Source organism: Azospirillum tabaci (assembly GCF_014596085.1).
GTDB classification, from domain to species: domain Bacteria; phylum Pseudomonadota; class Alphaproteobacteria; order Azospirillales; family Azospirillaceae; genus Azospirillum; species Azospirillum tabaci.
In genome coordinates this window covers 1-13,951 of sequence record NZ_JACCJY010000006.1, presented here as the reverse complement: position 1 = coordinate 13,951, position 13,951 = coordinate 1, and the positions used below count along the sequence as shown (strand labels likewise).

General features: G+C 67.0%; 10 protein-coding genes, 2 tRNA genes and 1 pseudogene. 1 reads left to right on the top strand and 12 read right to left on the bottom strand.

All coding sequences use genetic code 11. From position 1 onward, the window contains the following. Nucleotide 1 precedes the first annotated feature (1 nt). The 8 genes from H0B54_RS09485 to fliF all read right to left on the bottom strand — a co-directional run bounded on the left by H0B54_RS09485 (nucleotide 2) and on the right by fliF (nucleotide 9,336). Nucleotides 2-796 (bottom strand): MinD/ParA family protein, encoded by a 795-nt coding sequence (locus H0B54_RS09485; protein WP_188260091.1) that lies wholly within the window; start codon nucleotides 794-796, stop codon nucleotides 2-4. Next, a complete protein-coding gene (locus tag H0B54_RS09480) occupies nucleotides 793-1,854 on the bottom strand; it encodes a flagellar biosynthesis protein FlhF (protein WP_188260090.1) in 1,062 nt (353 codons plus the stop codon). Before H0B54_RS09480 ends, H0B54_RS09485 begins: the two co-directional genes overlap by 4 nt. 43 nt (nucleotides 1,855-1,897) lie before the next feature. Further along, nucleotides 1,898-4,063 (bottom strand): flagellar biosynthesis protein FlhA, encoded by a 2,166-nt coding sequence (flhA, locus tag H0B54_RS09475; protein ID WP_094303505.1) that lies wholly within the window; start codon nucleotides 4,061-4,063, stop codon nucleotides 1,898-1,900. Between the two features lie 35 nt (nucleotides 4,064-4,098). Beyond that, the gene (locus H0B54_RS09470) at nucleotides 4,099-5,637 is read right to left on the bottom strand and encodes a sigma-54-dependent transcriptional regulator (RefSeq protein WP_188260089.1); all 1,539 of its coding nucleotides are present in this window, start codon (nucleotides 5,635-5,637) and stop codon (nucleotides 4,099-4,101) included. A 1-nt stretch (nucleotide 5,638) separates the two neighbouring features. Then, nucleotides 5,639-6,505 carry a motility protein A gene (locus H0B54_RS09465; protein WP_114858039.1) on the bottom strand — a complete coding sequence of 289 codons (867 nt, stop codon included), beginning with the start codon at nucleotides 6,503-6,505 and terminating at the stop codon, nucleotides 5,639-5,641. After that, nucleotides 6,502-6,831, bottom strand: coding sequence for a flagellar motor switch protein FliN (fliN, locus tag H0B54_RS09460; protein ID WP_014198330.1), 330 nt, complete (start codon nucleotides 6,829-6,831; stop codon nucleotides 6,502-6,504). The genes H0B54_RS09465 and fliN overlap by 4 nt, the downstream gene beginning before the upstream one ends. A gap of 65 nt (nucleotides 6,832-6,896) precedes the next feature. Continuing rightward, nucleotides 6,897-7,667: a FliH/SctL family protein gene (locus H0B54_RS09455; RefSeq protein ID WP_188260088.1), complete on the bottom strand. Its 771-nt coding sequence runs from the start codon at nucleotides 7,665-7,667 to the stop codon at nucleotides 6,897-6,899. A 4-nt stretch (nucleotides 7,668-7,671) separates the two neighbouring features. After that, nucleotides 7,672-9,336: a flagellar basal-body MS-ring/collar protein FliF gene (gene fliF / locus H0B54_RS09450; RefSeq protein WP_094303510.1), complete on the bottom strand. Its 1,665-nt coding sequence runs from the start codon at nucleotides 9,334-9,336 to the stop codon at nucleotides 7,672-7,674. A gap of 538 nt (nucleotides 9,337-9,874) precedes the next feature. Between fliF and H0B54_RS09445 the strand changes: the two genes are divergently transcribed. Further along, nucleotides 9,875-10,399 (top strand): helix-turn-helix domain-containing protein, encoded by a 525-nt coding sequence (locus H0B54_RS09445; RefSeq protein ID WP_188260087.1) that lies wholly within the window; start codon nucleotides 9,875-9,877, stop codon nucleotides 10,397-10,399. Nucleotides 10,400-10,655: 256 nt separating this feature from the next. Here H0B54_RS09445 and H0B54_RS09440 read toward each other — a convergent pair. The 4 genes and pseudogenes from H0B54_RS09440 to H0B54_RS09425 form a co-directional block, all read right to left on the bottom strand. Beyond that, nucleotides 10,656-10,731 (bottom strand) — tRNA-Ala (locus H0B54_RS09440). A gap of 30 nt (nucleotides 10,732-10,761) precedes the next feature. Next, nucleotides 10,762-10,848, bottom strand: a tRNA-Leu gene (locus tag H0B54_RS09435). Between the two features lie 252 nt (nucleotides 10,849-11,100). Beyond that, nucleotides 11,101-11,510: pseudogene (locus H0B54_RS30490) on the bottom strand (ISAzo13-like element transposase-related protein). A gap of 27 nt (nucleotides 11,511-11,537) precedes the next feature. Beyond that, the gene (locus H0B54_RS09425) at nucleotides 11,538-13,694 is read right to left on the bottom strand and encodes an acetate--CoA ligase family protein (RefSeq protein ID WP_188260086.1); all 2,157 of its coding nucleotides are present in this window, start codon (nucleotides 13,692-13,694) and stop codon (nucleotides 11,538-11,540) included. Between the last annotated feature and the right edge of the window lie 257 nt (nucleotides 13,695-13,951).

The window sequence follows — 13,951 nt, the reverse complement described above, 5'->3', positions numbered from 1 at the left end:
CTTACTGGCCGTTGAGAAGCCGCTGGGCGATGGCCAGCACGTCCCGCGCGGCGTCGGAGGCGGGGGAGCGGGTCAGCAGCGGCGACTGGTTGCGGATGGCGTCGCGCACCTTCAGGTCGCGGCGGATGATGCCGGCCAGCGCGGGCTTGTATTTCAGGAAGTTCTGGCAGGCCTTCAGGATGGTGCCGTAGGTGCGTTCGCCGTCCTTCACGCTCTGCGCCATGTTCACCACGACGCGCAGGTCGGCGGTTGGGTTGGTGGCGTGGGTCAGCTTGATGAAGGCGTAGGCGTCGGTCAGCGAGGTCGGCTCGTCCGTCGTCACCACCAGCGTCGTCCCGGCCGGGCCGGACAGGGTGCGCACCGTACGGTCCACACCGGCGCCCATGTCCATGATGACGCAGTCGTAGCGCCGCGCCAGCTCCATCAGATCGTTGCGCAGGCCGGACAGGCGCTGGCTCGGCAGCTGGGCGAGCGTCCCCGAGCCGGAGCGGCCGGCGATGATGTCGAAGCCGCCTTCGGTGTAACGCTGGGCCGCGCGGCCCAGCGTCACGTCGCCGTTGATCACCGCGCCGAGATCGTTCTTGGGCTGGAAGCCGAGCTGGATGTCGACGTTGGCGAGCCCGAGGTCGCCGTCGAACAGCAGCGAGTTCTTGCCCATCTTGGTCAGCGCGTGGGCGAGCGTGATCGAGAACCACGTCTTGCCGACGCCGCCCTTTCCGCTGGCCACGGCGATGACGTTGGCGCCGCGCAGCGGGCGAACGTTCTTGAGGGCGGCCGGAAACACCGGATCGGTCATGGGATGGTCCTCGACGAAGAACGAACGGCTTTGGTCTTGGCAGGGGCCGCCGGCTTTGGCCGGCTGCGCGCCGCCTTGTCCTCGGCGGGCATCATAAGGCGGGCGAAGGCCACCGGGTTCAGCGGTGTCAGCCCCTCGGCCACCTTGGAGGAAACGCTGGCGTTGCAGAAGGCCATCCGCGAGCGGTGCGCGGTGCCCAGGAGACTGCCCAGCCGACGCGCCATGTCGAGCCGGGTGATCAGCATCCGCCGCACCCCCAGCGCCTTGAAGGATTGGGCGATGTCGGCGGCTTCCATGGCGTCCAGCCCGGCGGGAAGCACGAGGATCGGCTCGGCCACCCCGGCGGACAGCAGGGCCTTGAGGTCGGCCATGTCTTCCCGGTTGTAGGGGTTGCGCCCGGCGGTATCCACCAGGACGACGTCGGCGCCGCGGCTGACCTCGAACGCGCCCGCGAGCGCGTCGGGGTCTTCCACCGTCGCCAGTTTGATTTTCATCAGACGCGTGAAGGCGGCCAACTGTTCCATGCCGCCGGCGCGAACCGTGTCGGTGGTGATCACGCCGACCGAGCGTTTGCGGAACACCGCCTGGGCGGCCAGCTTGGCGACGATCAGCGTCTTGCCGCTGCCCGGCGGGCCGACCAGGATCAGCGGCTTGTTGCCGCCGCGCCGGTCCTGCAGCGGGCTGAAGGTGAACATGGAGTCGAGCGCGGCGCCCAGCGCCAGCGCGGGGTCGTCGGTGTCCAGCCCGGCGGCGGCGTCGATCAGCTGCTCGGCAAGCGCGGCGGGCACGCCGTGGCGGTGCAGCACGTCGGCCACCACCTCGCCCACGTCGATCTCCGGCTCCTCCTCGACCACCACCACGGGGCGGGCGGTCCGGGTCGGCTGGGCCGTGCGCGCCTGCGCCATCAGCAGATCGTCGTCCTCCACCGCCGCGGTCACGCGAACGCCGCCGCCGTCCTCCTCGCGCGTGGCGACGATGATGGCATCGTCGCCCAGCGTCTGGCGGACCATGCGCATGGCTTCGGACATGGACTTGGCGTGGAACGACTTCAGCCGCATCGGCTCGCTCCCCGCTGGTCACACTGGTTCGTCATGGCCTGCATCAGATCTGCCCCAGGGTCTTGATCCGCGCCTTGGGGTGGATCTCGTTCTGCGACATCACCACGGTGGCCGGCCGGAACCGCTCGACGATCGAGCGGACGAAGGGACGGATCAGGGGGCTGGTCAACAGGACGGGGGTCTCGCCCATCATGGCGTGTCGCTCGAAGGTTTGGCGGACCGAAGTGATGAATTGCTGAAGCCGGCTTGGCGCCATCGTCAGTTGCCGGTCGTCGCCGTCGCCCACCAGCGATTCCGCGAACGCCTGCTCCCACTCGGGGGACAGGGTGACGAGCGGGATGACTCCCATCTCGTTGATGTTCGCGTCGCAGATCTGCCGCGCCAGGCGCGTGCGCACATGCTCGGTGATCTGCGTGATGCTGCGGGTCTGGCTTGCCGCCTCGGACACGCCCTCCAGAATGGTGGCAAGATCGCGTACCGAAACCCGTTCTGCAAGCAGGTTCTGCAACACCCGTTGCAATCCGCCCACAGTGATCTGCGCAGGCACCACGTCGGCGATCAGCTTCTGGTGCTCCTTGTCCAGCTCGTCCAGCAGCTTCTGCGTCTCGGTGAAGGACAGCAGCTCGGGCATGTTGTCCTTGATGAGTTCGGTCAGGTGCGTGGTGATGACCGTGGACGGGTCGACCACGGTGTAGCCCTTGAACAGCGCCTCCTCGCGGTAGCCCGGCTCGATCCAGATGGCCGGCAGGCCGAAGGTCGGCTCCACCGTCTGCTCGCCGGGCAGGCTCATCGCCTCGCCGCGCGGGTCCATGACCAGCAGCATGTTCGGGCGGATGTCGCCGCGCCCCGCCTCGATCTCCTTGACGCGGATGATGTAGGAATTGGGCGGAAGCTGAAGATTGTCCTGGATGCGCACGGCGGGCATGACGAATCCGACCTCGCCGGCGATCTGGCGGCGCAGCCCCTTGATCTGGTCGGTCAGCCGGTGGCTGCCGGCCTGCGGCTGGTTGATCAGCGACAGCAGGCCGTAGCCCAGCTCCAGCCGGATCAGGTCGATGGCCAGCGCCGTGGCGATCGGCTCGTCGGCCACCGGGGCGGCCCCGCCGCCCGGCCCGCCCATGCCCGCGGCCTCGGCGGCGGCGGCTTCCGCCTCCTCCGCCTCCTTTTTCGCGCGCATCTTCGGCAGATACCAGGCGGCGGCCCCGACGGCGGCGACCACCGGCAGGAAGGGCAGCATCGGCATGCCCGGCATCAGCGCCAACAGGCCGATGGCGCCCGCCGACAGGCCCAGCGCGCTGACATGGTTGGTGAGCTGCCCGACCACCGCCTTGTCGGTGGAGCCGCCGGTGCCGGCCTTGGACACCAGGAAGCCGGCGGAGATGGAGATGACCAGCGCCGGGATCTGCGAGACGAGGCCGTCGCCGATGGTCAGCTTGGTGAAGGTGTCCAGCGCCTGCAGGATCGGCATGTCGTAGCGCAGGACCGCCAACGACACTCCGCCGATGATGTTGATGAACATGATCATCAGGCCGGCGACGGCGTCGCCCTTCACGAACTTCGACGCACCGTCCATGGAGCCGAAGAAGGCGCTTTCGTCCTCCAGCTCCTTGCGCTTGGCGCGGGCGGTGGTCTCGTCGATCATGCCGGCGGACAGGTCGGCGTCGATGGCCATCTGCTTGCCGGGCATGGCGTCCAGGGTGAAGCGCGCCGCCACTTCGGCGATGCGGCCCGAACCGGCGGTGATGACCTTGAAGTTCACGATCGTCAGGATCGCGTAGACGATCACGCCGATGATGAAGTCGCCGCCCATGACGAAGCCGGCGAACGCCTCGATCACATGGCCCGCCGCCGCCGTCCCCTCGTGCCCCTGCGTCAGGATCAAGCGGGTGGAGGCCATGTTCAGCGACAGGCGCAGCAGCGTCGTGATCAGCAGGATCGTTGGGTAGGACGACAGGTCCAGCGGCTTTTCGATGAACAGCACCACCATCAGGATCAGGACCGAGACGGTGATGTTCAGCCCGAGCATCATGTCGAGCAGCATCGGCGGCAGCGGCAGGATCAGCCCGACGACGATCAGCATGATGCCGGCCGCCATCACGATGTCGCCGCGCTTCAGCGCGCCCTTGGCGACGGCCACCATGTCGGTCAGAGCGGACATGTTGTTGCCGCCGCCCGCGCGTGCCCCCGGATTGTGTTCGGTCAGTGCCATGCCGCCGCTCCTCCGCCTTTCCCCCGATCAGCGGATCAGTAGGCCGCCCGTTCCTCGGCGCCCGGCGGCGGCACCGGCACGCCCTCCTCGCTGTACTGCTTCAGCTTGTTGCGCAGCGTGCGGATCGAGATGCCCAGGATGTTCGCCGCGTGGGTGCGGTTGCCCAGGCAGTGCGACAGCGTGCCGATGATCAGGTCGCGCTCGACCTCCGCCACCGTGCGGCCGACGAGGCCCTGGACGGCGGGGGCGCCGGGCGCCGCTCCGGCGTTGCCATAGGACGACGCCCCGGCGTTGCCGTAGGCCGCGGCCCCCGCGGCGTGGCCCGGAGGCGGTGCGTAGGAGGTCGGATAGCCGGGAGCCGGCTGCCCATAGCCGCGCGGCGCCTGCGGCACCGTGCCGCCCGGCCCGGCGAAGGGGTTGGCGACCGGCGAGTTGGTCGGGATCGACGCCTGCGCCGAGCCTTCCGGAGCGAGCATCTGGCTGGTCAGCATGATCGATTCCGGCCCCACCGTCTCCGATTTGGAGAGCAGGACGGCGCGGTGCATGGTGTTTTCCAGCTCGCGCACGTTGCCGCGCCAGTGGTGGGCACGCAGCATCAGCAGCGCGTCGTCCGACAGCCGCTTCTCGCCCAGCCCGTTGGCCTGCGCGTATTTCTTCAGGAAATGGTCGGCGATCATCGGGATGTCGGCCGGCCGTTCGCGCAGGGCCGGGATGGCGACGCTGAAGACGTTCAGCCGGAAATACAGGTCCTCGCGGAAGTTGCCGGCGCGGACCTCGTTCTCCAGGTTGCGGTTGGAGGTGGCGACCAGACGGACGTTGACCTTCACCGGCTGGGAGGAGCCGATGCGGTCGATCTCCTTCTCCTGGATGGCGCGCAGCAGCTTGGCCTGAAGCCTTGGGTGCATCTCCGACAGCTCGTCGAGCAGCAAGGTGCCGCCGTTGGCCTCCTCGAAGCGGCCCAGCCGGCGGGCGACGGCGCCGGTGAAGGCGCCCTTCTCATGGCCGAAAAGCTCGGATTCCAGAAGGTTCTCCGGGATGGCCGCGCAGTTCACCGCGACGAAGGGCGCGTCGGAACGCCGGCTCTTGCGGTGGATGTAGCGGGCCATCAGCTCCTTGCCGGTGCCGCTCTCGCCGGTGATGAGGACCGAGGCGTCGCTGGGCGCCACCTGGTCCGCCAGCCGCAGGGTCGCCAGCATGGCCGGGTCCTGGCAGACGATGGCGTGGCTTTCCTCCGCCACCGCTTCCAGAACGGCGGCGATCAGCTCCGCGTCGGGGGGCAGGGGGATGTATTCCTTGGCGCCGGCGCGGATCGCCTTCACCGCCGCCGCCGCATCGGTGCCGATGCCGCAGGCCACCACGGGAATGGTGATCCGTTCCGCCTTCAGGCTTTCGATGAAGGTCGCGATGTCGAGTTTGACGTCGATCATCACGAGGTCCGCCCCCGCCGCCGCGCGCAGGGCGTTCAGGGCGCCCTCGATGCTGTCGGTGTGGGACACCTTCGCCCCGCGCTGCATGGCGATCTTGCCAGCGGCGGTGATGTACCCTTCCAACGTTCCAACGATCAGCAGACGCATCTTACGCTCCCCTCGGAGAACCCCGGTCGGAGTCCCGGTCGAAGTACTGAATCCGCTTTCCAGGCGGAAGAACGGCGTTCAGGAGCATCTCCAGACGCCGCGGATTTTCCTGACGCGCGATGGATACCGCGCCGATGGTGTAGAGAGTCTTGACGAGCGCGTCCTCTTCCGCCGTCCGCTCCACCTTGGCGGCCAGCGGGGCCAGCGCGACGTTGCCGAGCACCGCCCCGTAGAAGGTGGTCAGCAGGGCCAGCGCCATGGCCGGGCCGATGCTCGACGGGTCGTTCAGGCTGCCCAGCATCTGGACGAGGCCGACCAGCGTGCCGATCAGCCCCATGGCCGGCGCCACCTCCGACGCGCGGCGCAGCACGCCGGCGCTCTTGACCTTGCCGGCGCCCGACGCCTCGACCTCGCCGATCAGCATCCGCTCGATGTCGTCGGGCGGCAGCCCCTCCGCCACCAGCGTGACGGAACGGTGCAGGAAGGACTCGTGCTTCAGCTCCGGCAGGACGTTGCGCAGCGTCTCCGGCGCGCGCCGCGCCGCCTCGGCGAGCAGAAGCACCTGCCGGGCCACGCCGCGCGGGTCGCTGGTCCGGTGGATCAGCACCGCCCCGGCGTCGCGCCACGCGATCGCCACGTCGGACAGCGAGAAGGAGGCGGTGGTGACCGCCAGCGTCCCGCCCAGCACGATGATGAGCGACGGCGGGTCGACGAAGGCGCGCAAACTGCCGCCCGACGCCATGGCGACGAAGATGACCACGGCGGCGGCGGCCAGACCGACCAGCGTCGCCATGTCCACCCCGCCGCGCGGGCGGGCGGAACGCCCACCCCGGCGGGACGATTCAGCGCTGTCTCGTGTGAGGCTCATCCGCGGTCCGACTTGATGATTTCGGTCATGGTGATGCCCAGCCGGTCTTCCACGACCACGACCTCGCCGCGGGCGACCAGACGGTTGTTCACATAGATGTCGATGGCCTCGCCGACCTTGCGGTCCAATTCCACCACCGCGCCGCGCCCGAGCTTGAGCAGCTGGCTGACCTGCATGGTCGATTTGCCGAGCACGGCGGAGATCTGGACGGGGATGTCGTAGACCGCCTCCAGGTCCTTGGCTGGACCGAGGCCGGTCTCATACTCCGCAATGTCGCTGCGGCCGCCGCCGTCCAACTCGTCGAGGGAGAAGCTGTCCTTGGCCATCGAAGTCTCCAGAAGCCCTTAGAACCTTAAAAAATCCTGTCCGCCGCAATCGGTCCGTCGGGGCGTCAGCCCGGCGGCGTTTCCAGCAGGCCGGCCATCCGCCGTTCGATCTGGGCGAGCAGGCCGGCAGTGTCCCGCTCCACCCCGCCTTCGGCCCACTCGATCCGGCAGCTTCCCGGCGCGAGGCCGGAATCGCCCACCACCATCAGCTTGGCGCCGAAGCCGCGGGCCGCGATCACCTGGTCCAGATGCTCGCGCACCGCGTCCACCGTGTCGTCGGCGACGCGCACCACCAGACGCGGCTCGTCGATCAGGTCGGTCAGGCAGGCGCGCACCAGCCCTTCCACCTCCATCAGCCCGCCGCGCCGCGCCAGTTCCGGCATCAGCTTGCGGACGATGGCCAGGGCGATGTGCACCGGCTGGTCGGCCCGCTGGGCGCTGGTGGCGTAATGCTCGTTCAGCAGATGCTGCACGCCGTTGCCGATGGTTTCCAGCGCGTTGGCGGTCCGGGCCTGCACCGTCGCCTCGATCTCGACGCGGGCCTGCTCGTAGCCGTCCTTGCGGCCGGCGTTGTTGCCGTCGACGAAGCCCTTGCCGTAGCCCGTCGACTTGCCGGCGGTCTCGCCCTCCGCGAAGCCGGCGGCGCGGGCGGCGGCCAGATCGGCCTCGCCGAACACCGGCGGGGGCGGTTCGGGCGGCAGCTCCGGCTCCGGTTCGGGCTCGGGTTCCGGCAGAGGGATGTTGTCGAAATAGTCGTCGTCGGCCTGAAGCTGCCGGCGCGGCGGCGCGTCCACGTCGAAGGACTCGTCGAACAGGAATTTGCGGACCGAACTCATCGCGTCAGCTCTCCTGATACAGCCAGTTGCGCAGGATCGACACCGCTTCCTCCGGATGCTTCTCGACGATCTCGCCCACCTTGCGCAGCGAGGAGGCACGGACGCGGCCTTCGACGCGGTTGATGTCGATCATCTGCTCCAGCTCCTCGTCGGCCTGGGCGGCTTCCAAAGCGAGATCCTGGGCCAGCGCGCCGGTCGGCGCGGCCAGGGCGGCGGGCATGCCGCTCTGGTCGGCCAGCAGCCGGTCCATGTCGTCCTCCTCCTGCTGGTCGGCCTTCTCGAAGGCGCGGGTGATCAGCGGGCGGATGACCAGCAGGATGATCAGCACGGCGACGATGCCCAGCACGACCATCTCCGCGATGCGGAACAGGTCGTCCTTGGTCATGCCGAGGAACAGCTCCTCCGGCTTCTGGACGTCGTCTTCCGGCGACCAGAAGCGCATGTTGATGACTTCCAACGTGTCGCCGCGCACGGCGTCGAGGCCGACGGCGGAGCGGACGAGCGCCTTGATGCTCTCCAGCTCCTGCTCCGAGCGGGGCTGGTAAGCCGCCGGGTTGCCGTCCTTGGGCAGGCTGTAGGTGCCGTCGACCAGCACCGCGACCGACAGGCGGCGGACCTGCCCGGATTCGCGGACGTGATTCTTGGTGGTCCGGCTGATCTCGTAGTTGATCGTCTCTTCGCTGCGGTTCTGCTTGTTCTGCGAGATCGGCCCGGCGTTGTTGCCCGACTGCGCGGTCGGCAGATTCTGGTCCACGGTGACCGGCGACAGCGGGTCGCGGTCGTGGCTCTCGTTCGCCTCCGTCACCGTCTGGGTGGAGCGGACGACCTGACTTTCCGGATCGAAGATTTCGGATTGCGTGGTGATGCGGTCGAAGTCGAGGTCCGCCGACACCTCCGCCCGCACCTTGCCGTAGCCGACGGTGCGGCCCAGCAGATCCTCGATGATGCGGGCGACGCGGCTCTCGTAGGCGACCTTCTTCTCCTCCGCCGAGGCCAGCATGGCGTCCGCGCTGTCGTTGCCGGTGCCGCGGGCGAGCAGGGTGCCCTTGTCGTCGACGATGGAGATGCGGCTGGGGTCGAGGTTCGGCACGGAGGCGGCGATCAGGTGCTGGATGGCCTGGATGTTTTCGCGCGACAGCTGGGCGCCGGGGCGCAACTTTATGAAGATGCTGGCCGTCGCCGGGTTCTGCTGGCGCGCGAACAGCTCGCGCTTGGGCAGCACCAGATGGACGCGGGCGCTCTGCACCCCGTTCAGCGTCTGCACCGTGCGCGCCATCTCGCCTTCCAGCGCGCGCAGGTGGTTGATGTTCTGCATGAAGCTGGTGGCGCCGAAGCCTTCGCCCTTGTCGAACAGCTCGTAACCGATGGAGCCGCCCGACGGCAGGCCGGCGGCGGCCATCCGCATGCGGGTCGGCCCCACCTGCTCGGCGGCGACCATGATCTTCGTGCCGGTCTTGTCGACCGTGAAGGGGACCTTCGCCTCCTCCAGCTTCTTGGCAATGGCCGCGGCCTCGGTGGGCTGGAGTTCGGCGTAGAGAAGCTCCATCTCCGGGGTGGAGAGGCGCGTCATCAGATAGACGAAGAATCCGATCAGAAGCAGGCCGACGCCACCGATGGCGGCCAAGCGCGCGGGACCCAGGTTGCGCAAGGTCTGCAGAAGGTTGTTCACGCGCTAGTCCCCGATCGGATGCCCCGGTGAATGTCCGGGAAGTTCTTGATTTCGCAGACGCAAAAAAGGAATTTGCAAAAACCGCGCCGGTCCATGCTTTCCTGCGCATGCTGGGCCCTCTTGATGAAGAGAGCGTTAATCCATGGGCAGAATTTGCCCACTGCCCGGCAAAATGTGCCTATCGATGCGCGTCGGCAACGCTCCTTTGCCGACCGATGAGCGAGGATCGGGGGGAGAGTTCTCCATGAAAGCGCATCGCTCCGATCGTTTCCAAGATAAGCAATTAAAAATTACCTCGAAAGAACGAATGATGCGCGTGCATATATCCATTCTCTTTCTAGGGTTTGTCGGGACGTAGGTAGTAAATATCGCAGCGGTGGTTGACTTTGCGACTTCGACGTCATAGCTGAGTTGCAATGGTCGCTTGTCCGATACCAAAAAGATCGTGGCACAAGCACGTCGGAATCTTTCCAACGCAGAACCGAATGTTGCTTCGCGCGACATAGGGCTTTGCCACCGTTGCCGATGGGGGAATGTCGTGAAAAGACGTGGACGCGAGAAAAAGGAAGGCCTCAACGAGGTCGATGTGTTCGTTGGGCAGCGCCTGCGCGAGTTGCGCATGCTTGCCGGTTTGAGTCAGAGCGACGTCGCGTCGGCTTTGGGGCTGACCTTTCAGCAGCTCCAGAAGTACGAGCGCGGTTTCAACCGGGTTTCGGCCAGCCGGCTGTTCAAGCTGGCGCAGTTCTTCCGGGTGCCGGTTTCCGTCTTCTTCGAGGGGCTGGAGGAACGCCACGCCGCCCAAGAGGCGGGAACTGCCAGCCCGCAGGCGGAGGAGTCGGAGGGCACCTTGCGCTCTCGCGAGGCGCTGATGCTCGCCCGTTACTTCCAGAACATCCGCGACCCGCAGATCCGCGGGGCGATCCGGGAGTTGGCCGAACGCTGCGCCGATCAGACCGATGGTGCTGGCGACCCCGTTGTCGGCGAGGAGGTGGATGTGGTCGAGCCGGCTGCCGTGCGCGGCCGCCGCGGGCGCAGCGCCGGCCACAGCGTCGGGCAGGCCTGAGGCGCGGGCGGGATGGCCGGGAGCTTGGCTCCGCGCGGTTCACCCGCCCTGTTTCCAGGGCTCTGTTTCTAGGGCCCGGTTCCCAGGGTATGACCGGCCCTGCCATCGACGGCAGGGTCATGCCGGACCGCGCAGCCTTGTCGCCTCAAAAACCCCCTGTGAGGCGTCCGGGCGCGCGGGCCTTCGCGTCAGGTCGGCCGTGGCGTCGGCACCAAATGGAAAAGCCAGCAACCCGTCGGGGTTGCTGGCTTCATGATGGTGGAGCCAAGGAGGATCGAACTCCTGACCTCTACAATGCCATTGTAGCGCTCTCCCAGCTGAGCTATGGCCCCACTATACTCTCAGACCAACACAAGAGGTGTTGGTGCGCTTGGAGGGACTCGAACCCCCACGGCCTTTCAGCCACTAGGACCTGAACCTAGCGCGTCTACCAATTCCGCCACAAGCGCATCGTCTGCTCTTTGTCCCGCGTCTCTTGGGGTGACGCGGGAGCGCTGATATAGCCGCGCCGCCGCCGGCGCTCAAGCGAAATCTGTCGAGGCCGTCATTTTTTCGGGGAAGGGCGTTCGCTCCCTTCGGCGCACTCTGGTCTCGTTGCCACCGCGCTTGAGAAGGGTCGTCACGCGCAGCCCGGCGGCGGACGGTTCCAACGATGTTGCGCACGATCGTGTCGAAGGTGCGCAACGGCACGGCGGCCCAATTCACCATGATGAAGCTGAAGAGCCGATGCTCGATGGGTTGCACCTCGAGCTGCCGCTGGAATAGCGGCACACCATGACCTCCAACCCGCAGGGATCGCCGAGCTGTTCCTGGAATTGCACTTTCCGAACGCCCGAGCGGCAGCTGTTTGAGCCGGCGGCGGGCAGGATGAGCAGGCGCTCGGATTGTGGCAAGCGGCTGCCGTCACTGGCCCACCAGTCACAGATCGCCTCGACCGCAGAGCGCGACGTGTCGAAACAGTCACCGATGCACACAAGCCACTCTTGCTCATCAGATCGTAGATGCCGTAGGGGATTGCCTGACCGACGGCATCCTGCGTCCAATCATCATGCACCAGCGCGCCCGCGGCCGTCCGGCACCAAGAACGGCCGGCGTTTTTGCAATTGCCGATCGACGCCGTTTCGTTCCCTGCCGTGCCCTAGACAAGCCCGGCCGCGCGGGCCCACTTGTACTTGGCGCCCAGCACCGCGACCGGCGTCTCGGTCGTGTAAGGGTAAGCCACAACGCCATGGTCATACAGGTGGCTCGCTGCCTCCTCCACCTGCACGTCCCCGGCCAGCGAAGCGACGATAGGCTTCTCGATTCCCTTTGCCTTCATCTCCTCCTTTACCTCGATGACGAGCTTGGCGAACACCATTGGCGGCGTGATGATCGTGTGCCAATAGCCCAGGATCAACGCGTGGATGCGGTCATCCTCCAGGCCAAGCCGGATGGTGTTCTTGTAGGTCGACGGCGGTTCGCCGCCCGTGATGTCCACCGGGTTGCCGGCGGCGCCGAAAGGTGGGATGAACTTGCGGAAGGCGGCGTCGAGGTCCGGCGGCATCGCCATCAGCGACAGGCCATTGTCGACGCAGGCGTCCGACAACAGCACACCCGATCCGCCGGCGCCGGTGATGATGACGACGTTCTCGCCCTTCGGCGTCGGCAGCACCGGGATTCCACGGGCGAACTGCAGCAGGTCCTGCAGACTGCGCGCCCGGACCACGCCCGACTGCCGCAGCACGTCTTCGTAAATCTTGTCGTTGCCGGCGAGTGCGCCCGTGTGGGAACTGGCCGCCCGCGCGCCAAGCAACGTGCGCCCGGCCTTCAGCACGACCACAGGCTTCTTCTTCGAGACCTGCTTGGCGGCCTCCGCGAAGGCACGGCCGTCCTTCAGGTCCTCGCAGTGCATGGCGACGACCTGGGTGTTGTCGTCCTGTTCGAAGAAGTACAGCAGGTCGTCCTCGTCGATGTCCGACTTGTTGCCGAGCCCGACGATCGCCGACACGCCCATCTTGGCGGAGCGGCTGAAGCCGATGATCGCCATGCCGATGCCGCCGGACTGCGACGACAGCGCCGCCTTGCCCTTCACGTCGTAGGGCGTGCAGAAGGTGGCGCACAGGTTCTTCGGCGTGTAGTAGAAACCGTAGATGTTCGGCCCCATCAGCCGCACGTCGTGCTTGCGCGCGATGGCGACGATCTCCTCCTGCCCTTCGACGTTGCCGGTCTCGGCGAAGCCCGAAGGGATTAGCACGGCACCGGGGATCTTCTTCTCGCCGACTTCGCCCAACGCCTGGGCGACGAACTTGGCCGGAATGGCGAACACCGCCACATCGATGTCGCCCGGCACGTCCTTGACGCTCTTGTAGGCCCTGTAGCCGAGGATGTCGTCGGCCTTCGGATGGATCGGATAGATCTCGCCCTTGTAGCCACCGTTGATGAGGTTCTTCATCACCGAGTTGCCGATCTTCCCATCCTCGGCCGAGGCGCCGATGACGGCCACCGCCTCGGGCTTCATGATCCGGTTCATCTGCCGGACGATCTGCTCCTGCGACGGGCGGTAGCGCGGCGTCCTGGCCGCGAAATCCAGGACCACGCGCACATCGGCGGCGGTGGCTCCGTTCTCGCGCGCGAAGACCGGGTTAAGATCGAGTTCGACGATCTCCGGCACCTCGTCGACAAGGCGCGAGACGTTGACGATCACATCGGCGAGCGCCTCGTGGTCGACCGCCTTGCCGCCGCGCACGCCCTTCAGCATCTCCGCGGCCTGGATGCCGTCGAGCATCGACAGGGCTTCCTCGCGGGTGACCGGGGCGAGGCGGAAGGTGATGTCCTTCAGCACCTCAACCAGCACGCCACCGAGGCCGAAGGCCACCAGCTTGCCGAAACTCGGGTCCGTGATCGAACCGACGATGACCTCCACGCCACCTTGCAGCATCTGCTGGACCTGCACGCCGATCAAGTCCGCCCCGGGGTCATGGGCGCGGGCGTTCTCCATGATGGTCCTGAAGCCTTGTCGGACGGTGTCGGCGTTCTGGAGACCAACCAGAACGCCGCCGGCTTCCGTCTTGTGCAGGATCTGCGGCGACACGATTTTCATGACCACCGGAAAACCCATGCCCTCGGCGAGGGTGACGGCTTCGTCGGCGCTCGTTGCCACGCCTTCCTTCGGCACTGGAATGCCGTACACATCGCAGAGTTGCTTGGCTTCCGGCGCGGTCAGCGCGTTGCGGCCCTCGGCCTTGGCGGTGTCGAGAAGGCGGCGGACGACATCCGTTGGGCGCTCGGTGTTGAGCGGATCGATGACTGCGGTCATGGCCTTTCCTCCTTTGCAAACTGGTCGGCTCACGTCTTGGAGGTGAGCTCGGATGGATTTTCGGGGATGGCAGCCTCGTGCAACGCGTCACCGGTGTCGCGCTGTCGGACCACTGCGTTTGTCCTTTTCGGAGAGGACCGCCACCCGTCCTATTCGGTGGTCAGCGGCTTGCGCGCCGCACCGAGTGCGCCGCTGTCGCGGACCTCGGAGATGCGGCGCTCGTCGAAGCCGAGCACCTCGCGCAGGATCTCGTCGGT